The organism is Methanofollis liminatans DSM 4140 (assembly GCF_000275865.1).
Classification (GTDB): Archaea; Halobacteriota; Methanomicrobia; order Methanomicrobiales; family Methanofollaceae; genus Methanofollis; species Methanofollis liminatans.
Window position 1 is genome coordinate 2,114,213 of record NZ_CM001555.1, and the last position, 26,276, is coordinate 2,140,488.

24 protein-coding genes and 1 tRNA gene are annotated in these 26,276 nt (G+C 62.4%); 16 read left to right on the plus strand and 9 right to left on the minus strand.

Annotated features, from left to right (window positions below; all coding sequences use genetic code 11):
* Positions 1-23 precede the first annotated feature (23 nt).
* Positions 24-1,832, minus strand: a complete 1,809-nt coding sequence (gene infB / locus METLI_RS10425) for a translation initiation factor IF-2 (RefSeq protein WP_004040210.1) — start codon at positions 1,830-1,832, stop codon at positions 24-26.
* Positions 1,833-2,036: 204 nt separating this feature from the next.
* On the opposite strand from infB, the gene METLI_RS10430 reads away from it, so the two are divergent.
* A tRNA-His gene (locus METLI_RS10430) sits at positions 2,037-2,109 on the plus strand.
* 85 nt (positions 2,110-2,194) lie between these two features.
* Here METLI_RS10430 and METLI_RS10435 read toward each other — a convergent pair.
* From METLI_RS10435 to METLI_RS10445, 3 genes are all read right to left on the minus strand, one after another.
* Positions 2,195-3,385, minus strand: a complete 1,191-nt coding sequence (locus METLI_RS10435; protein WP_004040211.1) for an MFS transporter — start codon at positions 3,383-3,385, stop codon at positions 2,195-2,197.
* Between the two features lie 89 nt (positions 3,386-3,474).
* Positions 3,475-5,784: an efflux RND transporter permease subunit gene (locus METLI_RS10440; protein WP_004040212.1), complete on the minus strand. Its 2,310-nt coding sequence runs from the start codon at positions 5,782-5,784 to the stop codon at positions 3,475-3,477.
* 43 nt (positions 5,785-5,827) lie between these two features.
* A complete protein-coding gene (locus METLI_RS10445) occupies positions 5,828-6,172 on the minus strand; it encodes a hypothetical protein (protein WP_217178678.1) in 345 nt (114 codons plus the stop codon).
* A 484-nt stretch (positions 6,173-6,656) separates the two neighbouring features.
* Here METLI_RS10445 and METLI_RS10450 point away from each other — a divergent pair, with 484 nt between their 5' ends.
* The 6 genes from METLI_RS10450 (at position 6,657) to METLI_RS10475 (ending at position 12,195) form a co-directional block, all read left to right on the plus strand.
* On the plus strand, positions 6,657-7,403 hold the full coding sequence (locus METLI_RS10450) for a TrmB family transcriptional regulator (RefSeq protein ID WP_004040214.1): 747 nt from the start codon (positions 6,657-6,659) through the stop codon (positions 7,401-7,403).
* Positions 7,404-7,474: 71 nt separating this feature from the next.
* Positions 7,475-8,131, plus strand: coding sequence for a nitrite/sulfite reductase domain-containing protein (locus METLI_RS10455; protein ID WP_004040215.1), 657 nt, complete (start codon positions 7,475-7,477; stop codon positions 8,129-8,131).
* Positions 8,132-8,216: 85 nt separating this feature from the next.
* A complete protein-coding gene (locus METLI_RS10460) occupies positions 8,217-9,023 on the plus strand; it encodes an FHA domain-containing protein (protein ID WP_004040216.1) in 807 nt (268 codons plus the stop codon).
* The gene (locus METLI_RS12530; protein ID WP_004040217.1) at positions 9,013-10,290 is read left to right on the plus strand and encodes a serine/threonine-protein kinase; all 1,278 of its coding nucleotides are present in this window, start codon (positions 9,013-9,015) and stop codon (positions 10,288-10,290) included. The genes METLI_RS10460 and METLI_RS12530 overlap by 11 nt, the downstream gene beginning before the upstream one ends.
* A 115-nt stretch (positions 10,291-10,405) precedes the next feature.
* A complete protein-coding gene (locus tag METLI_RS10470) occupies positions 10,406-10,666 on the plus strand; it encodes a hypothetical protein (protein ID WP_004040218.1) in 261 nt (86 codons plus the stop codon).
* A gap of 83 nt (positions 10,667-10,749) precedes the next feature.
* On the plus strand, positions 10,750-12,195 hold the full coding sequence (locus tag METLI_RS10475) for an aldehyde dehydrogenase family protein (RefSeq protein ID WP_004040219.1): 1,446 nt from the start codon (positions 10,750-10,752) through the stop codon (positions 12,193-12,195).
* Here METLI_RS10475 and METLI_RS12535 read toward each other — a convergent pair.
* Positions 12,184-14,424: a PAS domain S-box protein gene (locus METLI_RS12535; RefSeq protein WP_004040220.1), complete on the minus strand. Its 2,241-nt coding sequence runs from the start codon at positions 14,422-14,424 to the stop codon at positions 12,184-12,186. The genes METLI_RS10475 and METLI_RS12535 overlap by 12 nt on opposite strands.
* A 231-nt stretch (positions 14,425-14,655) precedes the next feature.
* On the opposite strand from METLI_RS12535, the gene METLI_RS10485 reads away from it, so the two are divergent.
* The gene (locus METLI_RS10485) at positions 14,656-15,024 is read left to right on the plus strand and encodes an HIT family protein (RefSeq protein WP_004040221.1); all 369 of its coding nucleotides are present in this window, start codon (positions 14,656-14,658) and stop codon (positions 15,022-15,024) included.
* A gap of 37 nt (positions 15,025-15,061) precedes the next feature.
* Here the strand turns inward: METLI_RS10485 and METLI_RS10490 are convergent, their stop codons facing one another.
* Both METLI_RS10490 and METLI_RS10495 read right to left on the minus strand, forming a co-directional pair.
* Positions 15,062-15,298: a DUF3795 domain-containing protein gene (locus tag METLI_RS10490; protein WP_004040222.1), complete on the minus strand. Its 237-nt coding sequence runs from the start codon at positions 15,296-15,298 to the stop codon at positions 15,062-15,064.
* Complete coding sequence (locus METLI_RS10495; RefSeq protein WP_004040223.1) at positions 15,295-15,699, minus strand: winged helix-turn-helix transcriptional regulator; 405 nt, start codon at positions 15,697-15,699, stop codon at positions 15,295-15,297. Before METLI_RS10495 ends, METLI_RS10490 begins: the two co-directional genes overlap by 4 nt.
* Before the next feature lie 174 nt (positions 15,700-15,873).
* On the opposite strand from METLI_RS10495, the gene METLI_RS10500 reads away from it, so the two are divergent.
* The 6 genes from METLI_RS10500 to METLI_RS10525 all read left to right on the plus strand — a co-directional run bounded on the left by METLI_RS10500 (position 15,874) and on the right by METLI_RS10525 (position 19,505).
* Positions 15,874-16,062, plus strand: a complete 189-nt coding sequence (locus METLI_RS10500) for a tautomerase family protein (protein WP_004040224.1) — start codon at positions 15,874-15,876, stop codon at positions 16,060-16,062.
* A complete protein-coding gene (locus METLI_RS10505; RefSeq protein WP_004040226.1) occupies positions 16,059-16,574 on the plus strand; it encodes a nitroreductase family protein in 516 nt (171 codons plus the stop codon). Before METLI_RS10500 ends, METLI_RS10505 begins: the two co-directional genes overlap by 4 nt.
* A 12-nt stretch (positions 16,575-16,586) precedes the next feature.
* Positions 16,587-17,153, plus strand: coding sequence for a flavin reductase family protein (locus METLI_RS10510; RefSeq protein WP_004040228.1), 567 nt, complete (start codon positions 16,587-16,589; stop codon positions 17,151-17,153).
* Positions 17,117-17,944, plus strand: coding sequence for a nitroreductase family protein (locus METLI_RS10515; RefSeq protein WP_052311195.1), 828 nt, complete (start codon positions 17,117-17,119; stop codon positions 17,942-17,944). The genes METLI_RS10510 and METLI_RS10515 overlap by 37 nt, the downstream gene beginning before the upstream one ends.
* Positions 17,945-18,028: 84 nt before the next feature.
* Positions 18,029-18,907, plus strand: a complete 879-nt coding sequence (locus METLI_RS10520) for a nitroreductase family protein (RefSeq protein WP_004040232.1) — start codon at positions 18,029-18,031, stop codon at positions 18,905-18,907.
* A 19-nt stretch (positions 18,908-18,926) separates the two neighbouring features.
* Complete coding sequence (locus tag METLI_RS10525; protein ID WP_004040234.1) at positions 18,927-19,505, plus strand: flavodoxin family protein; 579 nt, start codon at positions 18,927-18,929, stop codon at positions 19,503-19,505.
* A 32-nt stretch (positions 19,506-19,537) separates the two neighbouring features.
* Here the strand turns inward: METLI_RS10525 and METLI_RS10530 are convergent, their stop codons facing one another.
* Positions 19,538-20,377, minus strand: coding sequence for a MerR family transcriptional regulator (locus METLI_RS10530; RefSeq protein ID WP_004040235.1), 840 nt, complete (start codon positions 20,375-20,377; stop codon positions 19,538-19,540).
* Between the two features lie 162 nt (positions 20,378-20,539).
* Here METLI_RS10530 and nudC point away from each other — a divergent pair, with 162 nt between their 5' ends.
* On the plus strand, positions 20,540-21,358 hold the full coding sequence (gene nudC, locus METLI_RS10535) for an NAD(+) diphosphatase (RefSeq protein ID WP_004040237.1): 819 nt from the start codon (positions 20,540-20,542) through the stop codon (positions 21,356-21,358).
* Positions 21,359-21,429: 71 nt separating this feature from the next.
* Positions 21,430-24,696 (plus strand): LAGLIDADG family homing endonuclease, encoded by a 3,267-nt coding sequence (locus tag METLI_RS10540; protein ID WP_004040239.1) that lies wholly within the window; start codon positions 21,430-21,432, stop codon positions 24,694-24,696.
* Positions 24,697-24,912: 216 nt separating this feature from the next.
* Here the strand turns inward: METLI_RS10540 and METLI_RS10545 are convergent, their stop codons facing one another.
* Entirely contained in the window at positions 24,913-26,232 is a 1,320-nt protein-coding gene (locus METLI_RS10545) for a methyl-coenzyme M reductase glutamine C-methyltransferase (protein ID WP_048103817.1), read from the minus strand.
* Positions 26,233-26,276 lie beyond the last annotated feature (44 nt).

Here is a 26,276-nt window from a genome sequence, read left to right on the forward strand (position 1 = left end):
ATTGGGTACTCGTATATTAAATACTACTTGCCCCAGAAGGGCTCGTCCTTCCTCCGCATCGCGGTGTACTCCTCGAGCACCTCGCGCATGCCCGGCTTCAGACTCCCGAGCATCTCCTTTTCCAGCACTTTTACGTGATGTTCCGGGATATCCGCAAAGAGTTCGTCATTCTCACTGATCTGCCGCCCGATCGTCGGGCCCTCGATGGAAACTGCAACTTCCGCTCCAGCCTCCGCTTCAGAGACGTTTTCTCCCCGGACCTGAATATTCTTCAGCTGCCCGATCCGTTTGCCGTCGCGGCGCACCAGATAAACGCCGTTCCTCAACTTGCCGCCGAGCACCCTGACACCGACGACCGCCGGGTTGCTCTGGCGAAAGACACAGCCCTCGAGGATGGATATTTTCGCCGGCAGCACGATGTGTTCGAAGCGCTGGGCCTCGATCCGGCGCTGCTGCTCCTTAACCCATTCGGTGTAGTCTTCGATGAGCCGATAAATGATGTCACCCGAGAAGAGCGTGACCTTGTTCGAGGGGTCTTTGAGGATCTCGACGGCGTCAGGAAGGATCGGCGTATTGAATGCGAGAAGAACAGCGTGGAATGGATCCTTCACGGTCCCGACCTCAATCAGGTCGTGGCGCGAGACCGGACCAACCTCGGCTTTCCTGATCCCGATCCCATGATCTTCGAGCTCCTTTGCAAGGGCTTCAAGGGCGCCGATGGTGTCGGCTTTGATGAAGATCCCCTCATCGACAAGATTGACGTGGATCTCCTCGACCTCGCGGCGCACCTCCTCGTTGATGGCGTCGCGCCCTGCCGGGTCAGGAATCACCCTGAGGGGAGAACCTGCGATCACGCCCTCGAGGTGGGGAGCAGAGACTTTGATCCCGGCAGCGGCCGTGACGGACTTCACCCGTTCGAACTTCTCCTCAACAAGGATCTCAGACATCGGTCTCGGTTTGAGGAGCGAGCGCACCTTCGGGTTGATCACTCCTTCGGCAGTGGCGACGGCGATCTCGTCGCCGACCCCGATCACGCCGTCGTACAGGATCACGTCGAGGGTCATGCCAAGCCCGCGCTCCTCCTTCACCTCGAGCACCGTACCAATACCGGGACCGTCGACCGATACTGCAAGGGCATCGGTCATATAGCGCTGGGCGAGACCGATGAGCATCATCAGGAGGTCGGGCACCCCTTCGCCGGTGATCCCCGAGACCGGGACGATGGCGATATTCCGGGCGAAGTCGCTCACCCGATCGAAGCGTTCGCAGTTGAACCCCATCTCTGAGAGTTTGCCGATCAACTCGTAGGTCCTGGTCTCGAAGACCTGCTTCACCCGATCGCCCTGGGTCGCAAATGTGGTCTTGAAGGGTGCGTTCTGGTTTACCCGCCAGCCGTGGATACGGTCGATCTTGGTGGCGGCGACAACGAAGGGCGTACGGTAGGTGCGGAGAATCTCAAGCGCCTCGATGGTCTGGGGCTGGAAGCCCTCGTTGATGTCGACGACCAGGATTGCCATGTCTGCAAGGGCGCCGCCGCGTGCCCTGAGCGTCGTGAAAGCCTGGTGGCCCGGGGTGTCGATGAAGAGAAGGCCGGGAACATTGATCTGGAGGTTCTTGAGGGCTCCGCTCATCCGCGCAATGGCATCGAGCGGGACGAGCGTCGCCCCGATGTGCTGGGTGATCGCCCCGGCTTCGCCGGCAACGACCGAGGAACCCCTGATCCAGTCGAGAAGGGAGGTCTTCCCGTGGTCGACATGGCCGAGCACACAGACGATCGGCGTCCTGATCTTCGAACCTTCACTCTCTTTCTCTGCCTTTTTCTTCTTTGCCATCTCCCGCGCCCCCTTATCTCCGGGCCCCGATTCCGGGAAATCCCGTGTATGTGCTGATCTATTAGGGTATGCACCCCTATTAATGCTCTCCCGTGCCCGCGCGGGGCTGCCGGATGGGGCATCAGGGGCCTGATTTCGCCTGCGTGCCCCCGGTTCATCCGATAGGTTAATCTGTGGAGTCATACAACATTTTAAGAGTATTTTGCCGGGGTGGGGTAGTTGGTCATCCTAGGGGACTGTGGATCCCCCGACCCGGGTTCGAGTCTCGGCCCCGGCCCTCTTTCTTTTTGAAAATTCTGTTGAATCCGATCGCTCTGTTCTTTGCCCCGGTATCATCAGATTGTCTGGTCTGGCGTGCGTATTCAGCGCCTCCCCGCTTCCATCATCTGTTTCGCCTGGAAGAAAACGGGCAGGGCCAGGATCTGCGCCCCTGCAGCGAAGCCGATAACGAGCGGAATTGAGACCCCATAGGCCCATCCGAGAACGACGCTGCCCAGAAACCACCCCGCCCCATAAATCGTGTTGAAGATCCCATAGGCCAGAGCGCGCTTTGAGATATGGGTGTAATCGGCGATTGCCGCACGCATTACGGTTTCCTGGATGCCCATTGAGGCCCCCCAGAGGGCGGCACCGGCGAGCGCCCATAAAGGAGAGAGACTGAAGGCGAGAAAGGGGACGGTGATGCCGATCAACGGGACGGCAGCGAGCACAGAGAGACCGACACGGTCGTAGACCCGCCCTGCGGCGAGGGCGACCACGGCGTCGACACCCATCGCAACGGCATAATACAGGGGGATCTGCGCTCCCGGGACGATGCCGGTCGTCGCAAAGTGGTAGGCGACGAGCGGGAAGGCGACAAAGCCGGCCATGGTGAGGGCGGTGAAGATCCCGTAAGGGACGAGGGCCCGGGTGGGCGGGGCCTGCGGCGCCGGTCTGGTTGCAGTCTCGATCGCCGCCGGTGCCGGCGCCCTGCTCCTGGTGAGGGTAAGGGCGAGCATCATCATGGCGAAGGGGATGAGCAGGAGGGCAAATCCGACCCTGTAATCGCCACGCAAAAAAAATGCGGTTGAGAGGATGACAGGACCGATGACCGCACCGATCTGGTCGAGGGCCTCGTGGATGCCAAACCCCCAGCCCCGCCCGATGCCTGCCGTCACGTTCGAGAGGATCGCATCCTTTGCCGGTGCCCGGATCCCCTTCCCGATTCGTTCAAGGATGAACAGGAGGGCGGCCACCTCCCATGAACCGGCAAGGGCAAGGAGGGGCACGGCGATCAGCATGCCGTAGCCAAGGAAGGTGAACGTCCAGTAGCGGCGTGTGGCGTCGGCAAGGCGGCCTGAGACAAGGCGGAGAGCGTAGCCGAGAAACTCCCCCAGCCCTGCCACGATCCCAACAACAAGCGCCGATCCCCCGAGGGCAAACAGGTACGGGCCGGTAACGCTCCGCGCCCCCTCATAGATGATATCACCGAAGAGGCTTACAAGGCCAAAGAGCAGGATGATCAGATATGCCGCCCTCCGATCGAAGGGCGCGGGCGGCGTGGCCTGTGTCATGGTCAGCAGAGGGGCATTCTGCCGGTCTTACATAATAAATACGTCTGCTGATCGGCGACCGCAGCCCCTGCCACCAATAAAAAAAGGAGTTATGCCGCCGGGATCTCAGCGGCGTTCACTGCGTGCGGATGGGAGAAGCGGTACATTACGGCGAGCACGGCCGGCATCACCAGGATCGCACCCACAAGCGAGAACCCGACGGTGATCACCGTCACGATCCCGAAGTTCGAGATGATGTTGAAGGCAGAGAGGGTCAGCGCCGAGAACCCGAAGACCGTCGTCATGCCGGATACGGTGATCGCCATCCCGATCTTCTGGACGGCCGTCTGGATCGCCTCATAAATATTAAGACCGCGCGCAAGCTCCTCCTCGCACCGCTCCATGATCAGGATCGTGTACTCCGAGGCGACGCCGATGGTCATCGACCCCAGGGTGGCGGTCATGGGAGTGTAATCCAGACCGAGCAGATACATGATCGCCCCGTTCCACCCGACGATCATGACGATCGGGATTAAGGGGGTGACGGCGTTGAATTTCCGGTAGACGAGCAGGAGAAAACCGAGGATCAGGACGAAGCCGGCAATGACCATCGTCGTCTTCGAGTTGGTGATGTCGTCCATGAGGGCGGCGAACATCTCGGTGCTCCCGGTCACCCGTACCGTCGTCCCTGGCGGGGCCGGATACCAGGCCGCCTCTTTTACCAGGTTCTCGATCATGGAGCGTGCGGTGTCCATCTCCATGTCCACGGTAGAGAAGAGGATCGCTGCCTCCATATTCCCGTTGAGGTAGCGCCCTTTCGAATCCTCCGGGATCGTTGATAGGACATCCCTCACGCCTGCTTCGGTATCGGGGATCACGCCGTTGTTGTACTGTTTGATCAGGGTTACGATGCTGCTCGCCCCGGTGATCTTGTCGTTTCGTTCCAGTTCGTAGGTGGCGAATCCGTCGATCCACTTCAGGGTGTCGGCGCTGAGGACATCGTCTCCGGTCACCATGACCGGGATCGAGGTGGTGGAGCCCATCGTCCGCGTCACCTTCTCCATGTCGAGAAGGGCCGGCATGTCTGAAGGGACGAAGGTGTCCTGGTCGGCGTTGACCGGGACGCGGGTGTCCATCTGGAACCCGACCAGGGCGACAAGGCCGAAGATCAGCAGCACCGGGACCGGATTCTTCGCGATCTTGAGGGCAACGCTGCCCAGGGCGCGGTTGTAATGTTCGGTCAGGGAGCCGCGGGAACCTTTTTTGTGGAAAGGTTCCGTCTCACACCCCTTCCAGTCGAGTTCGCAGGCCGCCACGTCGTCGAGTACTCCGGTCTTCTCCTTCACGCGATATTTTGTGATGATCCCGAAGAGCGGGACGATGATCAGGGCCGAGAGATAACAGCAGACCACCCCGATGACACAGGTGACTCCGAAGTCGGCGATCATCGGGATGGGAGCGAGAAACATGGCGATAAACCCGAGCGAGGTCGCAAGCATGGCGATCAGCACAGAAGGCCCGGAATTGGCGACGGTCGCCTTCACCGCCTGGGGGATGGTGCCGTGCTGCATCTCCTCGTCAAAGCGGGTATGGAACTGGATCGCATAGTCGATCCCGATCCCGATGAGCACCGGGAACGCCCCGATGACGGTCATGGAGATCGGAATCCCGAAGAGCCCCATCAGCCCGAAGGTCAGGATCACCCCGACGGCAACGATTGCGACCGGGAGGAGGCGGTACCTGACATGGGAGAAGAGGGTGGAGACGGCAAGGAGCATCAGGAGCATCGCCGCCATGATGAGGATGCCCATCGAAGACCCCATCTCCTGCCCCATCTCCTGTGAGAATGCCGGCGTGCCCGAAACGGTGACGGTGAGGCCGGGTGGGGGGCTGGAGATGCTGATGATCGTCCTGATGTTGTCCAGCACCTGCTGCTGGACGGTGCTCTGGATGCCCGGCTCCAGGGTGACGCCCGTGATGGTCATCATCGAGGACGGCAGATACCGCTCAAGCGTCGCCGCAGGGATCGCGCTCTTGATCGCACTCACCTCGGCGACGGAGGACGGCAGGACGCCGCCGTTGATCTGCTTCATCATATCGGTGATGCCCGAGGCCGAGTCGATATACCGCTCCCGCCTGATCGTCTCTTCAAGCCGGTCGATATATTTCAGGACAGCGGGATCGGTGACGTCGTCGCACTCGAAGATGAGCATGATGGCGTCTGAGCCATAGGTGTCTTTGTAGTGGGAGAGCAATGCGCCTCTCGGCGTGTCCTTATCGATATAGGTGTCGTCCCCTGTCTCCATCGTCACCATCGAGAGGCCAAAGAGGGCGATGAGAAATACAGCCATGGCCACGCCGAACACGACGGCGGTATGTGCGTTGATGGCGTCTGCAAGGCGTTCGTAGGGTGTTTTCATGGAAATCTCCTGATGATATGAAGTATTTTTGTGATCCCCGGGATCACGGGGATCTCTGATCGGGCAGATAATCAGCGATGATCGCCCTGGCGATCGCCCGCGCCACGTCTTCCAGTCTCCTGCCGGCGACAGGAACGCCATAGGCGATCGCTGTCCTGATCATCTCTTCCTGATCAGTAATGACACATTCCTCTCGCGACGTGCAGGGATCCTGCATTCTGGCAAGCATCTCATACGCAAGAGTTCTGAAGGCATCGTCCCCCGCATCCTCGGCCATGCCAAGATGATGGAGCAGTTCAACGCCCAGAGCCAGATATCCTGGCGGCCAGAATCCAGATTCGTCCCAGATGGCACAGGTCTCAAGAGGTACAGCCGATAGCGGGTACATTGCCGCATCCGGCCGGCAGACCCCTGTCCCGACGGATCGCTCTTTGCAGGGGGTTATTCCTTCTGTCTCTGTTCCCGAATCGGTCATTCGCCTCAGCCTGTGAGGATCAGATCTGAGGGTCTCTCATATATGGTTGGTGCAACTCGCAGGAGGATTAATCGCCGGTTTCAGTGGATCGGGTCGCGGATCCCGGAGACGACGGATCGGTTATGCTCAAGGATATCCCTGACCCGCCCGATTCTGTACGGAGAAGAGGTAGTGCCCTGCGGCAGTGAGGGCGACAGCGTCATGACAGAAAGGGTTCCCTTGCATCTCCTTGCGTGATCAGGTGATTGGATGGATGATGGTTGACGCCGTTCTCCAGCGCGGTATCCCGGAACCCTCTGTGTCTATCTCATCTCAGCGCCGCCCCCCCATAAATGTGATGCAACCATATAGGGTTGCAGTCGGCAGAATTATCGGCGCCATCTTCCCATGATGATCGATGACAGAAGATCTCATCCCCCTGCTCAAGAACCTCGGGCTCAATGAGTACGAGGCGAAGGTGTATTCCACGCTCGTAGGCCTGAGAAGGGCCACCGCACGGGACATTCACGAGCTCAGCCGGGTGCCGCGGGGGAGAATCTACGAGATCCTGAACGACCTGGCGCGAAGGGGTTTTATCGGGGTAGAGGAAGGATCCCCGACCTGCTATTATCTGCTCGACCCCGACGAGGTGATCGACCACATGAAGGAGGAATATCTCTGCACGCTGGAGAAGACGCGGCGGGCAATCAGGGAGGTTTCGTTCACCCTGCCCAGACCCCCACCGTCGTTTTATATGCTGCGGAGCGAGTGGGCGATCGATAACCATGTCAGGGCCCTCCTGAAGAAGGCGAAGAAACAGATCCTCCTGATATGCCATGACGATCTCTTCCTGAAACGGTATTTAAAAGATCTGAAGGGAGTCGGGAGGAGGGTGGACCTGTGCATCATCGTCCGCAACAGGGGCGATTTTGCCGGGCTGGATCTCCCTTTCGTCGAGGCTAACGGTATCGTTGCCGAACTGCTGGACGACACCGTGACCAGCGCTTCTCACAGCCACCACTTTGACGGTACGGTCATGTTCGTGGACTATGGCGATTTCTTTTTCGTCGCTCTCGGCGGTCAGGAAACCTTCGCGATGACCGGGTCTGCCTCTCCACTGATGCGCTACCTGCAGTATTCACTGGTGGATAACCTGCGCCGGTGAGGAGGACGGCATACCTTTATCTCCGGCACCTCCCAATGGCAGAACCGTTACGTAAGGGGGGGAACAGCACTATGGAAGACGGACCAAGAGGCGCGATTCTCCAGCGCGACCGGGAGACCTATGCGATTGTGCCGAGGACGCCGGCAGGCATCGTCGCACCTGAGGACCTGGAGAACATCGCCAGGGTGGCGCGAAGATATGCGATCCCGGTGATCAAGATCACCTCAGGGCAGCGGATGGCCCTTGTCGGGATCAAGGCAGAGGATGTCGAGAAGATCTGGAACGAGATCGGGATGACGGTCGGGGAGGCGACCGCACCGTGCGTCCATTATGTGCAGGCGTGCCCGGGCACGGCGGTCTGCAAGTACGGCGTGCAGGATTCGCTCGGTCTCGGGCTCGAGCTTGAGAAGGTGTATCAGGACCTGAACCTCCCGGCGAAACTGAAGATGGGGATCTCGGGCTGCCCGCGGTGCTGCGGCGAGAGTTATGTGCGGGACATCGGGGTGCTCGGGACGGCGAAGGGCTGGACCGTGACCTTCGGCGGGAACTCGGGAGGGCGGCCCCGCATCGGCGACGTGATCGCAAAAGACCTCGCAAAAGAAGACGTGATCGCTCTTGTCAAACTTCTTCTCGATTATTATATTGAGAACGGAAAGCCGGGGGAGCGGACGGCGAGGCTTGTCGATCGGGTCGGGATCGACGCGGTAAAGGCTGCTGTCCAGAGTTAGTCGGTGAGAGGTGGCGGGCGGTTCCGGCCCTCGCCTCTCTCGTGAGGCGGAGCCTTATCTATATGCCGCGTCTAATAGTTCCCTGATGAGGGACGGTGACGACGACAGCACCCTCGCCCCGGGACAGGACCTGGACTTTGTCGATGAACTCTCTGAGTATCTCGACGTTCTCAGCAGTCCGACCCGCCTGCGCATCCTGAAGATCATCGAGCGCCGACCCAGGGACGCGAAGGAGATCTCCCGCGCCGTAGGTACGAGTTACGAGAACACGAAAAAACACCTCAACAGACTTCTTCTTGCCGGTCTTATCAGGAAAGAGGCAGGCAGTTCGGCCGAGACGGTGACCGGCGTTCACCCGGTCTGGAAATACTCCCTTGTTCAGGGAGGCCTTGAGATGGTGATCCAGAACCTCGGGATCTTCGGGAACCTCGGGATCGCCGCGGACGGGTCAGGCGTTTCCCTCAGGCTGCGCGAGATGAAAGACCGTCTTTCCTCAGCTTTTTTCGGAGGGACGCCCATCATCCTCGTGGTAGGCGGCGAGGAGGACGGCCGCACCGTTCCCCTCAGGTATGAGCAGTATGCCGTCGGCAGGGCCGATGCCGCCGGAAGCCCTGCCGACGGCGAAACGATCGCGCTCGCCCCGTCATATGCAGCGGTGAGCCGCGTCTCACGCCCCCACTGCCTGCTGAAGCGCCTCGGCGGCACCTGGCATGTGAAGGACGCCGGGAGCACCGGCGGCACGATGGTGAACACTGTGCCGCTGAGAAAGAACGAGATGCGCCCTCTCCTGGACGGCGACCTGATCGACCTTGCCCGCGGGCCGCAGGGGGCGCGCCTCCTCTTCTCTGTGCCGCCGCCCGCGTCCGGGGAGGATGGATTGGATGAGACGTAGCGCGCTCTTCGGGTCGTTCGCCGCGGTCATCCTCGTGATCGCCCTCATAGCCGTGCCGGCGGCAGCGGCGCAGGGTCAGGAGATGAAGGACGCTCATGTCATGGCGAATAAGAGCGCTCCTGCATATGGGAACGACCGGGCGGCATGGCAGGTTCCGATCACGCTCCCGGCGACGGTAGCCGTCGATGATCCCCCTGTGACAACGACAATCGCCGCTGCATCGGAGATCACGGCGATCCCGGAGGCGGCGAGCACACCGTCGGTCACGGAGCAGGCCCGCTTCATGGGACCGAATGGCACCGGGATGCAGGGCGGCAGCGGCGACCGGACCGATCCGATCGTGCTCGCCTTGATCATCGTCGCCGTGATCGTCGCTGCCCTGTACGGTTATTTCCACCTCTCCGCCAGAGGCACGTCCATCGACCCGGACCATACCGTCATCTTCGGAGGGAAAGACCCGCATTCCGACGACGGCGGATTCCCTCCGGCCCTTTCAGCACGCTATACCGGCATCGTCCCCGTCGGGAGCGGCGGGACCGCCCGTGTGTTTCTGGCGACGAGGGTAAGAGACGGGCAGACCGTCGCCGTCAAGGTGCCGCTCAGGACGGACGAGGCGACCGGCCGATCGTTTCTGAAAGAGATCGGCATCTGGCGGGGGCTCGTCCACCAGAACATCGTCAGGGTATGCGCGGTGAACATCCTTCCTTCTCCGTACGTGGAGATGGAGTACTTCGACCGTTCGCTCAAAGACCTCGAAAAACCGCTCTCGCCGGCAAGGGCACGCAGTATCGTCGCCGGGATCGCCGAAGGGCTCGCTTACGCCCATGAAAAAGGTGTGATCCACCGCGATCTCAAGCCGGGAAACATCCTGCTCGCCCCGGACGGCACCCCGAAGATCGCCGACTGGGGACTCGGCCGGGTGCTTGCGGACGGCGACGAGACGACCGCTCCCGGGTTCTCTCTCCACTATGCCGCCCCCGAACAGCTTGCTCCGGCCCGCTACGGCCCTGCCGGTGCAGGGACCGATCTCTTCCAGCTCGGCGTGGTGCTGTACGAACTCCTGACCGGGGCGTTCCCGTATAATGGGGTCGGTCCAGGGGAGTATGCGGCGGCCGTCCTCAGCGACGATCCGGTCCCGCCCTCGGCCGTCGAACCTGCCCTTGCACCCTTTGATCAGATCGTCCTCCGCTGCCTGAAGAAGGATCCTGCAACGCGCTATGCTTCGGCAGAGGCGTTTCTCGCCGATCTCCGGGCGATCGAATGCTGAACCTCCGGGTTATCCTCTGGAACCGGGATCATGACCGTTTCTTATCTTTCCCGGTGCGGACGTTCTGATCAGACCGCCCGGCAGGATGCCGGGGCGGCAGTGAGGAGAGAACCAGATGAAAAGGAATTATGTCTCTATCGGGGCCGCCTGTCTTCTCTGCCTGGCCCTTGTGGCGGTGGTCCCGGCCGCCGCTCTTGGAGGATGGGAGAATGCAGGCGGGCAGCAGGCGACCTCTCAGTCAGGGTGCACCGAAAACCCGCAGGGAGAACTCTGCCGCGGGCCGGCGGCCTGGGCCTGCCAGCACGGCGCCGCCGCAGGGGCCTGCGCATGCAACCGGACCTGCGATCAGGTCCGTAACCGAACCTGCCAGGCATAACCTGCCCACAGGCCCGGAACACCATTTTTCATCTCAGGCGCGTCCGCGGAAAGTTCAATATCTCCGACCTGCCATTCTCCACCATGACCGAACCCAGACCATTCCTGGTCGGCGGGGAGTGGCGGCGGAGCGACACGGTAGAAGAGGTTCGTTTTCCCTATGACCACTCGCCTGTCGACACCTTCTGCCTCGCCAGAGCAACCGACCTCGAGGACGCTGTCCGCTCTGCGCAGGAGGGCTTCGGACGGACACGGCGGCTTCCTGCCCACGAACGCATCCGGATCCTCAAAAGATTCGCCTGGTTGATCGAGGAGCGAAAAGAAGACCTTTCACGGCTCATCACCCTTGAGGCCGGAAAGACGGCGGCCCTCGCCCACGCCGAGGTGGACCGGGCGAAAGAGACGATTCTCCTTTCAGCAGAAGAGGCAGGGCGGATCTACGGCGAGATCCTCCCCCTCGACCTGACTCCCGCGGCCGGGGGCCGGACCGGCTACCTCCGCCGGTTCCCGATCGGCACGGTGCTGGCGATCACCCCGTTCAACTTTCCTTTCAACCTTGCCTGCCACAAAATCGGCCCGGCCGTGGCGGCGGGAAACGCCGTCATTCTAAAGCCGGCCACAAAGACCCCACTCTCCAGCCTCCTCCTCGGATCGCTTCTGATTGAGGCCGGGTATCCTGCAGAGGCGGTATCGGTCCTCCCCTGCACCCCGGACCTTGCCGAATGGCTGGTGCGGGACGAGCGGATCGCCTACCTCTCGTTCACCGGGAGCCCTGGCGTCGGCTGGCGGCTCAAAGAGATCGCCGGGCGAAAACGGGTCGGGCTGGAGCTCGGCGGCAATGCGGCGGCGATCGTCCATGCCGATGCCGACCTTCCCTATGCAGCCGAGCGCATCGTCCAGGGCGGGTTCTCCAACGCCGGGCAGGTCTGCATCTCGGTCCAGCGGGTCTTCCTCCACCGGGATATCTATGACGACTGCCTTGCGATGATCCTCGAGCGCACCGGCGCCCTTGCGACGGGCGACCCCCGCGATTCCCGGATCGATATCGGGCCGATGATCTCCGAGGCTGCGGCGGCAGAAGCAGAGGAAAAGGTACGGGAGGCGGTCTTCGAGGGGGCGAGCGTTCTTGCCGGCGGAAAGCGTGAAGGGACGCTCTTTTTCCCGACGGTGCTTGCCGACACCGTCCCGACGATGCGGGTGAACGCCACCGAGGTCTTCGCCCCGGTGATCACGGTGACACCGTACGACACCTTCGAAAAGGCGCTTGCTCTTGCAAACGACTCAGTCTTCGGTCTTCAGATCGGCATCTTCACCGAAGGCCTCGACCGGGCCTTCACCGCCTTTGAGGAATGCGAGGCCGGAGCGCTGATGGTGAACGACGTCCCGACGTTCAGGGCTGACGCCATGCCCTACGGCGGGATCAGGGCCTCAGGCCTCGGCAGGGAGGGGCCGCGGTATGCGATCGAGGAGATGACGGCGATGCGGCTGATGGTCCTGAACCGCCGGCGGCCAGATCCTTCAGGGCGCTGAACGGCCATGGACAGACCGGGCGCGATCCTCTGCCGCGCGTCTGGCGTCGGCAGAGCACCGGTACCTGCCCCGGGGAATATGGATCTCGAAGCGTGCGCCTTTCCCGAACTCTCCGGTTTCCCTGATGCCAAGGCCGGTGATCGCCAGGATCTCTTTTGAGAGGAACATCCCGAGGCCGCTGTTTTTCCCGAACCCCCGCGTGAAGATCCGCTCCTTGTCCTCAGGCCTCACCCCGACGCCGTTGTCCTCCCAGAGGATCATCGCCCCGTCGTCGCTCTGACGCCATTCGACCCTGATCTCAGTCGCTCTCTCACCGTGACGCTCGGTATTGTCGAACAAGTTATAGAAGACCTTCTCGAAGAGGGGATCGGCGTAGACCTCAAGGCCGCCGAGCCCGGAGGTGATCCTGACACCGCACAGGCCAAGGTGGCCGATCGCCCGCTGCACATCGCACCACTGCGGCTCGCGCACCCCGAGATCCTGGTAGTCGCGGGTGAACTCGATCAACTCTTTGATATTCAGGGCAGAGCGCTTCACCCGGTGGAGGTAGGTGAGCACCGGCAGTCCTTCGGCCTCTTCCCCGGCAATATCGAGGTAGCCGAGGAGCACGGTGAGCTGGTTCAGGATGTCGTGGCGGGTGACCGAACTCATGATCTGGAGTTTTTCATTGATCAGGTTGAGCGACTCGGAAAAGTGCTTGAGTTCTGCGGCATGGTATTCAAGCTCCTTTTCCAGGACCGTACGTTCGGTGATGTCGGTGAGCACCAGGAGGACCGCATCTTCGTTCTGGTAGGTGAGGGGCGCTGCCCTGAGTATGACCGGCATTTCAGGGCCCTGACCGGCGATCATGATCTCAACCGGGGCGGCCTTTCTTCCTCCAATGGCGTCCCGGACATGCTCTCTAAAAGTCGCACGGGACTCAGGGGTCACAATCGAGGAGATCGCCTCCCCGACAAGGCCCCCCGTTTCGCAGCCGAGCGCACCTTCGGCCGCCGGGTTCGCAAAAACGATCCTGCCATCCCTCGTATGGACAAGGATGTACTCGGGCATGCCGGCGATAAGCTCCCGGTTCAGTCTCTCCTGCTCCCGTGCCCCGGCACTGGCGCGTTTCAGGTCGGTGACGTCCCGCAGCGAGAGGGCAATGGCTTTCTCCCCATGAAACTCGATGATCCTGCCGTGGGACTCGACTGTCCGTATCTCGCCGGCGGCTGTCAGTACGGCGTATTCTGCCGGAAAACGATCGATGCCCTTGCGAACGGTCTGCATGTCCCTGAGGACGTCATCGACCGAGTCCTGATGGACGAAGTCCAGCACGTTCCTGCCGATGGCATCGGAGCGCCCCCTGAACCCGATCATTTCACAGGCAACACTGTTCAGGTACAGCACCGTCCCCTCCATGTCGATGATGACGACGCTGTCCCTGAGGGCGTCGAGCAGCGTGGAGAAAGAGCGTTCCTGTTCCCTGAGGATTTGCTCGGTCCGGTGCCTCTCGGTGATGTCGACGGCGGTCACGATGATGGTGGGGCTGCCGGCAATCAGGGTAATATCTGCGCAGATGTCGAGGATACGCTCGTTGCCGTCTTTCCTCAGGACGCGCATGAGAGAGCGCTCAGGCTGGATCTCACCCAGGAGTCTTTTCCCGGCGCGGGCCCGCACGGCGGCCCGCTCTTCAGGGTGGACAAAACCCCACACATCCATGGAGGTCAACTCCTCCAGTGAATATCCGGATATCTCTTCGGCAGCCGGATTTGCGTAGATGATCCGTTCTCCCCTGTGCATCCAGATGCCGACCGCAGTCTTATCGGTGATCGCCCTGAAGATACCCTCGCGCTCTTCAAGGGCGGAGGTGAAGCGGTGCCGCTCGACCGCCACTTCGATCTTGTGGGCGAGATCGGCAAATTGTGCCCTGGGGTCACCGCCTTTCTGGACATAGAAGTCGGCACCGCCGTTCATCGCCGCGGCGGCCACCTCTTCCCGGCCCTTCCCGGTAAACAGGATGAACGGCGTGGTATTGCCCTGCCCCCTGAGCCTGCCGAGGAACTCGACGCCGTTCTGACCTTCCATCTCGTAGTCCGAAACGATGGCGTCGAAGGAACGATCCCTGAATAGATCGAGCGCTTCGGCTGCGGATGAGGCCGTCGTAACGGCAAACTCTCCATAGCGTTCGAGATATAGTTTGATGAGATCGAGCATTGCAGGCTCGTCATCGACACAGAGCAGGGAGATCATGCTGGCCAGGGGGAGACGTGTGTGCTTACTTTTTTTATGATCTGAGCGTGGATTAACATTCCCATTTCTTTTCGCAATTGTAAAAAAACAGATAATTTTACCCAGATACCTCTGCAGAGGCGGCACATCCCCCCATATCTCCAGAAACGCTCTCGCCGGTCAATCCCTCCCGTCGCATGAGGATCCGTCATCGCAGGGTATTTTCTCTGCGGGCGTCGGAAGATGGATCGTATGGTCTGTCCGTTCTGCAATCCCCATCCCGACTGCATCGTCACAAAAAACGCTCTGGCCTACGCACGCTTTGACGCCTTCCCGGTCACGCAGGGACATATCCTGATCATCCCGTTCCGCCACCTCTCCTCATTTTTCGACGCCACCGATGAGGAGAGGACAGCGCTCTTCGATCTCGTCGCCCGCTGCCGGGAAATCGTGGCTGAGCGATACCGCCCGGACGGCTGGAACATCGGGGTGAACGTCGGCCCGGCGGCAGGACAGACGGTGCCCCATCTCCACGTCCACCTCATCCCGCGCTACGGAGGTGACGTCCCGGATCCCCGGGGCGGGGTACGGGGCGTGATCCCCGAAAAACAGAAATATTGAGAGACTTCCGGGATCTCACCGGAGACACAGGGCCAGATCAGTCTTTCCCTGCGATATGCCTGCAGAACCCCTCTTTCACCGGCCCCTCTGCGGTGAGGGCGCACGGGAAGTCGGAGCAGGCGAAACAGTATCTCATCCCTTTCCGGTGGGCGCAGGTCGCAATCAAGCAGAAAGGGTTTTCCTTCGGGATGCATCCCACCCCGGGGCGGGGGCAGGTGCCGTCTGTCATCTTCGGGCAGACCTCGCAGGCGATGCCGCAGACACCGATCTTCATGAAGTATCGTCTGCAGGATCCTCGATAAACCCGGCGATTTCTTTCTGTGCTTTTCCGCCGCAACAGACCGGGAACGGGATCTCCGCATCGAGCATGTATTCTATGCCCCAGGCGTTCAGGGCGTCGAGGACCGGGGTGAGGGCCTCACCAAGGGGTGTGAGGGCGTACTCCACCCTGGGCGGGATCTCAGCGTGGGCGGTCCGGCCGACGATCCCGTCTTCCGCCAGTTCTCGCAGGGTTTTTGTGAGCATGCGGGGCGTCACGATCGGCAGGCGCTCCTGCAGTTCTGAAAACCGGAGAGGGGCGTCTCGAAGTTTCCAGAGAATCAGTGTCTTCCATTTACCACCGATGACGGCGACGGCCGCCTCGACCGGACAGTGGTAGGTTCCGTTTCGGGGCATGGTATCCTAAATGGTACTCTCTATGTTTTTTGTATCTATGTGCTATTAATATAGTTGCTTCTTATTGTATAGTAAAAGGAGATCATCATGCAGACACCACGTGAACTCATCGTCTACGCCCGCCCTGAACCGCGGCCGTTCGACCACTATTGCAGGGTGCCGGAGGCGATCTGAATGCCGGTCATCACCATGGACTCCGCCGCCCTTGCGCCCGGCGTGAAGAAGGCCCTGATCGGATCCCTCACCCGTGCTGCCGCGGAGGCGACCGGACTGCCTGAAGCGTCTTTCATCGTGCTCCTCAGGGAGTTGCCTGCCGACGCGATCGGTATCGGCGGCGTCCCTCTTTCGGAGAGGAGGGGATGAGTACGGACACCATCGAGGCGATCATGACCCGGCGGAGCGTCCGGGCCTACACGGCCGAACCGATCGGCGACGAGGAGATCGAGAGCCTTCTCAGGGCGGCGATGCAGGCCCCGTCGGCCGTGAACGAGCAGCCCTGGGAATTCGTCGTGATCAGGGACCGCGCCCTGCTCGACCAGGTCCCGGCCTTCTCGCCCTATGCGTCGATGGCGAAGAAGGCGCCCCTCGGCATCCTGGTCTGCGCCGACACCCGTCGCCTGGCGATCGAGGGGTTCTGGCCGCAGGACTGTGCGGCGGCGACCGAGAACCTGCTGCTTGCGGCGCACGTCCTCGGCCTCGGCGCCGTCTGGACCGGGGCGTACCCGATGAAAGATCGGGTGGATGGCTTCGCCCGCCTCTGCCGCCTCCCCGAGGGGGTCGTGCCTTTCTGCTTCGTCGTCGTGGGTCGGCCCGCACACAGGACAGCCCCGGCAAACCGCTTCCTGCCTGCACGGGTGCATGAAAATCTCTGGTGAGGTGAAAACCGAATGGAAAAGATCGGGATCGGGCCGAATGTCTTTCTTCCCATGCCCGTGGTCCTCGTCGGGACGGTGGTTGGGGGCCGGCCGAACTTCATGGCCGCCGGCTGGGCGTCGCGGGTGAATGCAAACCCGCCGATGCTCGCCGTCGGCATCAACCGGAACCATGCCACTCACGCGGGCATCCGTGAGACCGGCACCTTCAGCGTGAACATACCTCATACCGGGATGATGGAGAAGACCGACTACTGCGGCCTGGTCTCCGGGGAAAACACGGACAAGTCCGGGTTATTCGACCTCTTCTCCGGCGCTCTCCCCGGCGCCCCGATGATCCGGGCCTGCCCTCTTGCGATGGAATGCCGTCTTGTGCAGACCGTCGACCTTCCCACAAACACCCTCTTCATCGGCGAGATCTTAGGTGCCTATGCCGACGAGGACTGCCTGGTTGACGGGAGGCCGGACATGGAGCGGATCGACCCCCTGATCCTCACCATGCCGGACAACCGCTACTGGAGTCTGGGCGAGTATGCCGGGGAGGCGTGGAGTGCCGGAAAGCGCCTGAAGAAAGGGGCCTGACCGTGCCGCCCATCTTCGATGCCTCTCTCTGCACCGGCTGCGGGCTGTGCAGCCGCATCTGTGTCTTCGGCTGCATCTCGCCCTCAGACGACGGCCTGCCCTCTGTCCCCGACGGGGCGGCGTGCACCGGGTGCGGTCACTGCGTTGCGGTCTGCCCGGCGGGCGCCGTCTCTCTTCCCGAAGCTGGCACATCCCCCGTCGCCCCTTCGGCCGGGACCGGGACCGCAGAAGCGCTCGGCGGCTATATGCGGAGCCGCCGCTCGATCCGCCACTACCTGGAGCGGCCCGTGGACCGCCGCCTCTTCGAGGAGGTCTTCGAGATCGTGCGGTTCGCCCCCACCGCGGTAAACCGCCAGCCGGTTGCATGGACGATCGTCCACGACACCGGAAAGGTGCGGGCGCTCACCGCCCTCGCTGCCGACTGGCTGCGGGAGACCGCCGGCGAAGACCCCCTGTACCGCACCTTCCTGGATGCGTGGGAGAGGGGGTCCGACCTCATCTGCCACGGCGCCCCGCACCTGGTCGTCGCCCACGCGCCGGCCGACGACCCCCTCGCGCCGCGGGACGCTGCGATCGCGTGTGCACATCTCGACCTCGCCCTCCCGGCCTTCGGGCTCGGCGGGTGCTGGGCCGGGCTCTTCACTGCGGCAGCCGCGTCTCATCCGCCTCTCGCAGAGGCTCTTCGCCTCCCCGATGGGCACCGGCCCCTCGGGACGCTGCTCGTCGGCTACGCGCGGTACCGCTATGCCTCGGTCCCGCCGCGGAAACGGCCGGCGACGAGGTGGCTATGAACGCCGCATCGACGGATGCCGGCAAAACATGCCTGCCCGGCAAAAGGGCTTATCCATGATAACCAGACTGGAGATAGAAATCACATGACCACGCTGCTTGTTGACAGGGATCTCTGCACCCGGTGCGGGATCTGCTCGGAATCCTGCCCGATGGGGATCATCGCCCCCGCCGGCGAAACCACCCTCCCGCTCGTCCCCGAAGAAATATCCGGCCTTTGCATACGTTGCGGGCACTGCGAGGCCTACTGCCCCTCCGGTGCGCTCGTCCTGAACGTCCGGCCCGGAGAACGGGTGCTCCTGCCCGAAGGGGCCGGAGAGATCGCCCCGGAGGACATGACGTTCTATCTGAAAAAAAGCCGGTCGGTCAGGCGTTTCACCGGCGAACCCGTACCGCGGGAGACGATCGCCGCGCTCCTCGACATCGCCGGTTATGCGCCATCGGGCGGGAACGGTCACCCGGTGCAATGGATCGTCGTCCATGACAGGGAGAGGGTCGGGAGAGTCGCCGCCCTCACGGTGGAATGGATGAAGTCGCTTGTCGGCTCCAATCACCCGATGAGCGGCTATGTTCCGAAACTGATCGAGACCTATCAGAACGGCTACGACGCCATCTGCTGTAGTGCCCCGCACCTGCTCTTCGCGCACATCCCGAAAGACAACCCGGTCGCTCAGGTGGATGCGATCATCGCACTCACGCATTTCGATCTGGCCGCGCCGGCATTCGGGGTGGGCACGTGCTGGGCGGGCTTCGTGGCGATGGCGGCGTCCGTCTACGAACCCCTGCAGAGGGAGATCGGCATTCCTGCCGGAAGGAAGAGCGCCTATGCGATGATGTTCGGCCACCCGCAAAACAGGGTCTACGGCATCCCCCGGAGAAACATGCCGGAGGTGATATGGATCGAGGGGCGGCCGGATCGCAAAAAAATGATAGGGATGGACGTGCAGGAAACAGGACGAACATAATCAGAAAGGATGGTAAAAAATGACAAAGGTCGTCGCATTCAACGGAAGCCCGAGAAAGGACGGGAACACCGCCCGCCTCCTTGCGGAAGTGCTCGCCGAACTTGAGAAGGATGGCATTGAGACCGAACTCGTCCAGATCGGCGGGAAAAAGGTCCACGGCTGCACCGCCTGCGGCAAATGTTTCGAGAGCCGGGATGGAAAATGCGTCATCGACAACGACTTCGTCAACGACTGCATTGAAAAGATGGCCGCGGCCGATGGGATCGTCATCGGTTCGCCGACCTACTTCGCCGACGTCAGCACTGAGACGAAAGCCCTCATCGACCGGGCCGGTTTTGTCGCCATCGCCAACGGAGGAATGTTCGCCCGCAAGGCCGGTGCGGCCGTCGTCGCCGTCCGCCGCGCCGGCGCCGTCCACGCCTTCGACACGATCAACCACCTCTTCGGGATCTCGCAGATGTTCACGGTCGGGTCCTCGTACTGGAACCTTGGTCTGGGCCTTGACGCCGGTGACGTCGAGAAGGACGAGGAGGGACTTTTGACGATGCGGAACCTGGGGGCGAACATGGCCTGGCTCCTGAAGCGGATCGGCACATAGCCGCCAGGGAAAAAGAGGCTGGGGCCGGGCGTTCAGCCCTCAACCGGGTACTGGATCTCGGTCATCAGGTCTTCTGCCGCAACCTGCGCCGGGTCGTTGAGGTAGACCTCGCGCTCGGGGCCGGTCTGGCTGAGGCCGTGGGCATCGAGGTACTCCCTCACCTGCCGGTGGGCGAGGGGGAGGTTCTCGTACGGTCCACGGTAGAGCACCGAGAGGGCCCGGCATCCGGGGAGGACGCGCACCCCGACGGCCGGATCCCTGACCGTCACCGCCCCGGTGACCGGCAGGGCGACCTCGACATCGCAGTCGCTCCCGTCTTCGTCGCCGGCATAACAGATCGAGATGACGGTCCCGGAGACCTTCACCCCGGCGTTCCTGTTCTCCGGGGATGCGATCTCCCGGCAGAGCACCTCGATCAACGAACCGGTGACCTCCGCATATGCGCCCTTCGTCCGTGCCGAGATCACGCGCAGGGGTGCGATCTCCTTGATGGTCCATTCTGTAAGTGACATTCGAAACATCTCCTTTAACGGGTCTGCCGACGACAGCACCCGCTCCACCCTGCGCAGGCGACCGATCTCCTCCTGCACGGCGCGGCGCCGCCCCCCCATGAGCCCGGCAAGGACACATGTCTCCCCGCGTTCTGCGGCGTCGAGGACCGCCGCCACCTCGTCCAGGGAGAACCCGAGGCCAGAAAGGGCTCGTATCCTTACGGCCCGGTCGATCTGTGCGATCGCGTAGTAGCGGTATCCTGAGCAGAGATCCTTTGTCGCCGGCACAAGGAGGCCCTTCTGGTCATAGCAGTGCAGCGCTTTCTTCGACAGCCGGGTCAGGTGCGAGAATGTCCCGATCGGGATCTGATCGACTGGCATGGTATGATCAATCGATGGAGGGCCGAGATAATAGTGCCTGGTTCTCTCCCCCGGGGACGAGTTCGAGAGCCGGATCCTGGACGATTCGCCTCGGCACCTTCCGGTGCAGACCGGGCCAGCCATATCCGCAACCCTGATGCCGGTCTCCACCAAACCATCAGTATGGTTCCCGCCTTCACCCCACACTTCACCACAGAACGGCTTGCATTCCACCCTGCAGACCCGTTCCAGGGCCCTTCACCTCTCCTCGTGCTGGTCGGCGAGGGGGACGTCCTCTGCGGAGCCGACGGTTCGCCGCTCCTCTCGTCCTTCCCGGAGGACCCGGCACCGGCAGGGTCGCTCTTCATCGGCAGCCTCGACGGCCGCCCGGTCTTCGCCGCCGGGGTGGACACCGTCCCGGTGGGCCTCAGGCCCGTCCCGCTCCGCGACCTCTTCGGAATGATCGGGGACGAGGAACTCGGGATTGCCGGGCGGGCCGTCCAGTACGTGGACTTCGACCGCACCCACCGCTACTGCGGGCGGTGCGGGGCGGCGACCCTGATGAAGGAGGACGAGATCGCCCGGCTCTGCCCTTCCTGCAGCCTTGTCGTCTACCCCCGCCTCTCCCCGGCCGTGATCGTCCGGGTCACAGACGGCGACGCCATCCTCCTCGCCCGCTCCCCGCACTTTCCGGCCGGACGGTATTCGGTGATCGCCGGTTTCGTCGAACCTGGAGAAAACGTCGAGCACGCCGCAGAGAGGGAGGTGATGGAAGAGACCGGGGTCGCCATCAGAAACCCCCGCTATTTCGGGAGCCAGCCCTGGCCCTTCCCCCACTCCCTGATGATCGGGTTTACCGCCGACTACGCCGGAGGCGATCTCTGCCCGGACGGGCTGGAGGTCGAGGACGCCAGATGGTTCACCGCCGACGCCCTCCCCGACCTCCCCGGACCGGCATCGATCGCGCGGGCTTTGATCGAGGACTGGCTCGCAGGGCAGTGAAAATAGTATAACCGATGAGACCAATGTGATCGTAGAGATCACCCCTCACTCATATTTTATGGTGCACCAGAATGAGCGATTCAGTAGTAGATAGCATCCTTGCGGCCCGGTACCTCCGCAAGGGCGAGAGAACCTTTGACGACATCTGCCGGCGCGTTGCTGCGGCGCTCGCGCAGAACGAGAGCGAACGCGAGGATTACTATGAGGCAATGCACTCCCTCCGCTTCCTCCCCAACTCCCCCACCCTGATGAATGCCGGGACCGATATCGGCCAGCTCTCGGCCTGCTTCACCCTGTATGTCGGCGACTCGATCCCCGACATCTTCCATGCCCTCGAATGGGGCGCCCTGATCCACAAGAGCGGCGGCGGCACCGGCTACAACTTCTCCCATATCCGCCCGGAGGGTGCACCTGTCCAGTCCACCGACGGCGTCGCATCCGGCCCGATCTCGTTCATGAAGGTCTTCAACGCCGCCACCGACGTGATCAAGCAGGGCGGACGGCGGCGCGGGGCGAACATGGGGATCCTGAACGTCTGGCACCCTGACGTCCTGCGGTTCATCCACGCGAAGAACGTCGAGGGCGAACTCTCGAACTTCAACATCTCGGTGATGGTCAACGACCGCTTCATGGAGTTCGTGGAGGCCGGGCAGTTCCAGAAAGTCTGGGTCACCCACCCCCATACGGGCGAGGAGATCACGGTCGGCGCCATCTGGAACGGCATCGTCGACGGCATCTGGAAGAACGGCGAGCCCGGAGTCCTCTTCTACGACGAGATCAACCGGAAGAACCCGACCCCGAACCTGGGGGAGATCGATACGACGAATCCGTGCGTCACCGCGGACACATGGGTGATGACCGGCGCAGGCCCCCGCCAGGTCGCCGACCTCGTTGGAACGGCATTCGATGCGGCGGCGAACGGCATGACCTTCAGGTCAGGTCCGGGGGGATTCTTCTCCACAGGGAGAAAGGAGGTGGTGAAGATGACCACGAAAGAGGGCCACTGCCTGAGGTTAACCAGGAGCCACCCGGTCTGCCGCGTAAAATCCATGACCCGCTATCGCACGGAGACCGAATGGACGTGTGCGGGCGACCTCTCTTCAGGCGACCAGATCCTTCTTCACGATCACCGCAGCCTTCCGGCCTGGCACGGCCCCCTCGGCAGGGAAGAAGGATATCTCCTCGGCCTTCTTGTCGGTGACGGCACGCTGAAATCAGATGCCGCCGTTCTCTCGGTCTGGGAGAGCGACCGCGGTGCGGCGTCGGTGATGGGGCACGCGGAGGCGTGCGCGTATACGCTCGCCCACCGCTCTGATTTTTCAGGCTGGTCTGCCGTCAAAGGGCGGGGCGAACACAGGTTGAAGCTTGCTGCCGTCCGCGATCTTGCGGTCTTGCACGGGATGGCTCCCGGAAATAAAACGATCACGCCTGCTCTTGAAAAGGCATCGTCTGCCGGTTATTGCGGGTTCCTCTCCGGCCTCTTCGACTGCGACGCCTCGGTGCAGGGAACGACGAAGAAAGGGATCAGCGTCAGGCTTGCACAGAGTTCGCTCCCGCTCCTCCGCAGCGTCCAGCGGATGCTTCTCCGCCTCGGGATCGCCTCGCGGATCTATCGGCGCAGGGAGGCCGGATTCTCGGTGCTGCCCGACGGGAACGGTGGGTCAAAGCACTACCGCGTGCGTACCCAGTATGAACTGGTGATCGCGGGTGAAAACCTCCTCTTCTTCCGGGAAAGGGTTGGCTTCATCCACGCACGGAAAAAAGAAGCGCTTGAACAGGCACTGTCATCATATTCGCGCTCTCTGAATCGGGAGCGTTTCGTTGCGACGGTGTCTGCACTCGAAGATGACGGCGAGGAGGAGGTCTACGATGTGCAGGTGCCGGGCGTCAATGCCTTCGATGCGAACGGTCTGGTTGTGCACAACTGCGGCGAACAGCCCCTTCTCCCCTTCGAGTCGTGCGTGCTCGGTTCGATCAACCTGGCGATGTTCGTCAGGGATGGCGCCGTCGACGAAGAAGGGCTCAGGCGGATCACCCGCATGGGAGTCCGCTTCCTGGACGCCGTCATCGAAAGAAACGTCTTTCCGATCCCGCAGATCGAGGAGGCGACGCGAAAGACGAGAAAGGTCGGCCTCGGGCTGATGGGGGTCCACGACGCCCTCCTGATGCTCGGCCTCCCGTACGACTCCGAGGAGGGGCGGGCCGTCTGCGAGCGGATCATGGCGCTCGTCAACGACACGGCGGTCGAGGAGTCGCACGCCCTCGCCGCGGAGAAGGGCGTTTTCCCCGCATTCGAGGGGAGCGTATGGGGCGAGTATCCGATGCGGAACGCCGCCCTCACCACCATCGCCCCGACCGGGACGATCTCCCTCCTCGCCGGGTGTTCGAGCGGCATCGAACCGGTTTTCTCCTACGCCTACACCCGCAAAAACACCGTAGGCAAGACCTTCGTGATGCTCCACCCGATCTTCGAGGCAGAACTGAGGCGGGCCGTCATGGCGCTCGGCCTGGGCACCGAGGAGGCCGAACGGAAGGTCCAGGAGGCGATCGATCACGTCCACGAGACCGGGACGGTCAGGGACATCGGCTGGCTCCCGGTTTCCTTCAGGAACCTCTTCCAGACCGCCCTGGACATCGACTGGCGGGACCACGTGCGCATGCAGGCGATCTTCCAGCGGCACGTCCACGCCTCCATCTCCAAGACGATCAACATGCCCAACACCGCCACCCGCGAGGAGATCGCCGAGGCGGTGCTGATGGCGTGGCGGAGCGGGCTCAAGGGGATGACGATCTACCGGACGGGCAGCCGCGAGGACGTGGTGCTCGCCCTCAAAGAGAAAGAACCGGCAGAAAAGCCCGCGGAGATACCGCCCACCCGCCCGAAAGAACTCGCCGGCAAGACGTATCTCTGCCAGTCAGGGTGTTGCCGCCTCTATATCACCGTCAACCTCCTCGACGGGCGGCCCTGGGAGGTCTTCATCAGGACCGTCGGGAGCGGCGGCTGCGAGGCGAACTCCAACGCCCTGGGGCGTGCGATCTCCACCGGCCTCCAGAACGGCGTGCCCCACCAGAAGTTCGTCAAGCAGTTCGCGAAGGTGAACTGCATCTCGGCCATCAGGAACCCGGCCTCGGAGGGCCTTTCCTGCGCCGACGTCGTGGGCAGGTGCATCGACCTTGCGGCCTCGAAGCAGACGATCACCACCCTGGACACCTGGGAGATCACCGAAGTCTCAGGGAAGAAAAAGAACCTCTGCCCCGAGTGCGGCGCCGAACTCGATTTCGGGGAGGGGTGCAACCAGGGGATTTGCAAGAACTGCGGGTGGAGCGGCTGCAGCTGATCCCGCACCCTTTTTTCGGCTTTGGTGAACAACTTTTCAGAAATGCAGGGCGCTCTTTCCGATCCGGGCTGTGTTCAGGCGGCGAAGGCCGTCCCGCGTGAAAAGGCGATAGGGGAAAAGTGGGCAGGTCTCAGACCGCTTCGAACCACACGGCCCGCAGCCCCAGGACCTCCCGCAGCAACTTCAGGGTTTCGCCCGGTTCACGACACCCTTAGTTCACCTTTCGTCTCCTCCCTTCTCATAGCGCTCGATCAGCGCCGTCACCCGGCGAACATCCTCGCCCTGCTTCCTCGCCTCGGCGAGGTACATATTGAAGACCTCGTCGGTGACCACGTGGAGGAGGGGCTTGTACATGTCGGCGTGCTGGGAGAGATCGAACCAGCGTGCCTCGGCCTCGGTGAGACGGAGGGAGCGGTACTCCCCTTCATGAGGCGCATAGACCGGGTTTCTCTCATGCGGCGTCCTGAGCACCAGGTCGGCAAGCGGGGTCTTCGGGATCGGTTCGGCCACCGAGACAAAGACGTCGTCGAGCATCTCCTCGGCAATGAACTCTTTTGTCGCCTCGTAGTCCTCTGTGGTCTCGGTCGGGTAACCGACGATGAAGCACCCGGCGACCTTCAGGCCGTGCTGGCGCGACCGTTCCACCGCCTCGTGCATCTGTGCGACGGTCACGCCCTTACCCATCTGCCTGAGCACGGCGTCGCTCCCTGACTCGAAACCGTAGAAGAGCCAGCCGATCGTGTATTTCCGGATCGCCTCCAGGATCTCGTCGGTGATGGCGTCCACCCTGATGTCCGGGGCAGAAACATTTTTCGGGCCGAGTTCCTCGGCGAGCATCTGGAGGAGAGCAATGACGGCGTCGTCGTCGATCTCCCCATGATACCCGAAGAGCGAACCGGTCCCGCCCGAGACCGAGAGGCGCACGGCACCTTTTTCCCTGAACGCCCGCACTTCCTTCCGGATCTCATCGAGGTTGCGGCTCCTGATCTCTCTCCCGAAGAACCGCGGCACCTGACAGAAGGTGCAGGCGCCGGTGCAGCCCCGGTGCGTCTCTATATAGGCATTCGCCCCCCTGATGCTCTGCCGCCCGATATCGTCCGGGATCAGGGGGAGCGGGCGGTATTGCACCGGGACCGGCGGCGCCGGCGGCGTGATCACGATCCGGCCCCCGTCAGAGAAGGCGATCCCCGGGAGGTCGGGCGAGACGCCGCGGCCGAGGAGGCGCGGCACCGTCTCCTCCCCCTCGCCGACGACGACAGCGTCCGGGGCGAGTTCACCGAGCACGTACTCCGGGTATGCAGAGACCGGGCCGCCGATATAGACCGGACGCTCCGAAGCCCGCACGCCGGCGACGAAGTCCCTGATCGCGGGATCCATCAGGTGCTGTGTCGAGAACAGGCTGAGGAGAACGACGTCGGCGTCCCCGGCGTTCAGGGCAGTCGATAGCCGCACCTCGTGCCCGGCATCCCTGACGACGCCGCCGATGAGCATCGCCCCATAGGTGGCGATGCCCGGCGAGATGATCACGGTCTTCATCAGATGATCTATGGGCATCCGCCCTTTTGAAAGATGCGATCGAA

What these genes read in the sequence shown, in the direction of transcription:
- METLI_RS10460 (WP_004040216.1), top strand. Translation starts at nt 8,217, where the DNA reads ATGAGGGACGGTGACGACGACAGCACCCTCGCCCCGGGACAGGACCTG.
- METLI_RS10445 (WP_217178678.1), bottom strand. Translation starts at nt 6,172, where the DNA reads ATGTACCCGCTATCGGCTGTACCTCTTGAGACCTGTGCCATCTGGGAC.
- nudC (WP_004040237.1), top strand. Translation starts at nt 20,540, where the DNA reads ATGGTTCCCGCCTTCACCCCACACTTCACCACAGAACGGCTTGCATTC.
- METLI_RS10505 (WP_004040226.1), top strand. Translation starts at nt 16,059, where the DNA reads ATGAGTACGGACACCATCGAGGCGATCATGACCCGGCGGAGCGTCCGG.
- METLI_RS10490 (WP_004040222.1), bottom strand. Translation starts at nt 15,298, where the DNA reads ATGAAGATCGGTGTCTGCGGCATCGCCTGCGAGGTCTGCCCGAAGATG.
- METLI_RS10475 (WP_004040219.1), top strand. Translation starts at nt 10,750, where the DNA reads ATGACCGAACCCAGACCATTCCTGGTCGGCGGGGAGTGGCGGCGGAGC.
- METLI_RS10545 (WP_048103817.1), bottom strand. Translation starts at nt 26,232, where the DNA reads ATGAAGACCGTGATCATCTCGCCGGGCATCGCCACCTATGGGGCGATG.
- METLI_RS12530 (WP_004040217.1), top strand. Translation starts at nt 9,013, where the DNA reads ATGAGACGTAGCGCGCTCTTCGGGTCGTTCGCCGCGGTCATCCTCGTG.
- METLI_RS10520 (WP_004040232.1), top strand. Translation starts at nt 18,029, where the DNA reads ATGACCACGCTGCTTGTTGACAGGGATCTCTGCACCCGGTGCGGGATC.
- infB (WP_004040210.1), bottom strand. Translation starts at nt 1,832, where the DNA reads ATGGCAAAGAAGAAAAAGGCAGAGAAAGAGAGTGAAGGTTCGAAGATC.
- METLI_RS10435 (WP_004040211.1), bottom strand. Translation starts at nt 3,385, where the DNA reads ATGACACAGGCCACGCCGCCCGCGCCCTTCGATCGGAGGGCGGCATAT.
- METLI_RS10495 (WP_004040223.1), bottom strand. Translation starts at nt 15,699, where the DNA reads ATGCCCCGAAACGGAACCTACCACTGTCCGGTCGAGGCGGCCGTCGCC.
- METLI_RS10500 (WP_004040224.1), top strand. Translation starts at nt 15,874, where the DNA reads ATGCCGGTCATCACCATGGACTCCGCCGCCCTTGCGCCCGGCGTGAAG.
- METLI_RS10485 (WP_004040221.1), top strand. Translation starts at nt 14,656, where the DNA reads ATGGTCTGTCCGTTCTGCAATCCCCATCCCGACTGCATCGTCACAAAA.
- METLI_RS10540 (WP_004040239.1), top strand. Translation starts at nt 21,430, where the DNA reads ATGAGCGATTCAGTAGTAGATAGCATCCTTGCGGCCCGGTACCTCCGC.
- METLI_RS10530 (WP_004040235.1), bottom strand. Translation starts at nt 20,377, where the DNA reads ATGCCAGTCGATCAGATCCCGATCGGGACATTCTCGCACCTGACCCGG.
- METLI_RS10455 (WP_004040215.1), top strand. Translation starts at nt 7,475, where the DNA reads ATGGAAGACGGACCAAGAGGCGCGATTCTCCAGCGCGACCGGGAGACC.
- METLI_RS10525 (WP_004040234.1), top strand. Translation starts at nt 18,927, where the DNA reads ATGACAAAGGTCGTCGCATTCAACGGAAGCCCGAGAAAGGACGGGAAC.
- METLI_RS10470 (WP_004040218.1), top strand. Translation starts at nt 10,406, where the DNA reads ATGAAAAGGAATTATGTCTCTATCGGGGCCGCCTGTCTTCTCTGCCTG.
- METLI_RS10440 (WP_004040212.1), bottom strand. Translation starts at nt 5,784, where the DNA reads ATGAAAACACCCTACGAACGCCTTGCAGACGCCATCAACGCACATACC.
- METLI_RS10510 (WP_004040228.1), top strand. Translation starts at nt 16,587, where the DNA reads ATGGAAAAGATCGGGATCGGGCCGAATGTCTTTCTTCCCATGCCCGTG.
- METLI_RS12535 (WP_004040220.1), bottom strand. Translation starts at nt 14,424, where the DNA reads ATGATCTCCCTGCTCTGTGTCGATGACGAGCCTGCAATGCTCGATCTC.
- METLI_RS10450 (WP_004040214.1), top strand. Translation starts at nt 6,657, where the DNA reads ATGACAGAAGATCTCATCCCCCTGCTCAAGAACCTCGGGCTCAATGAG.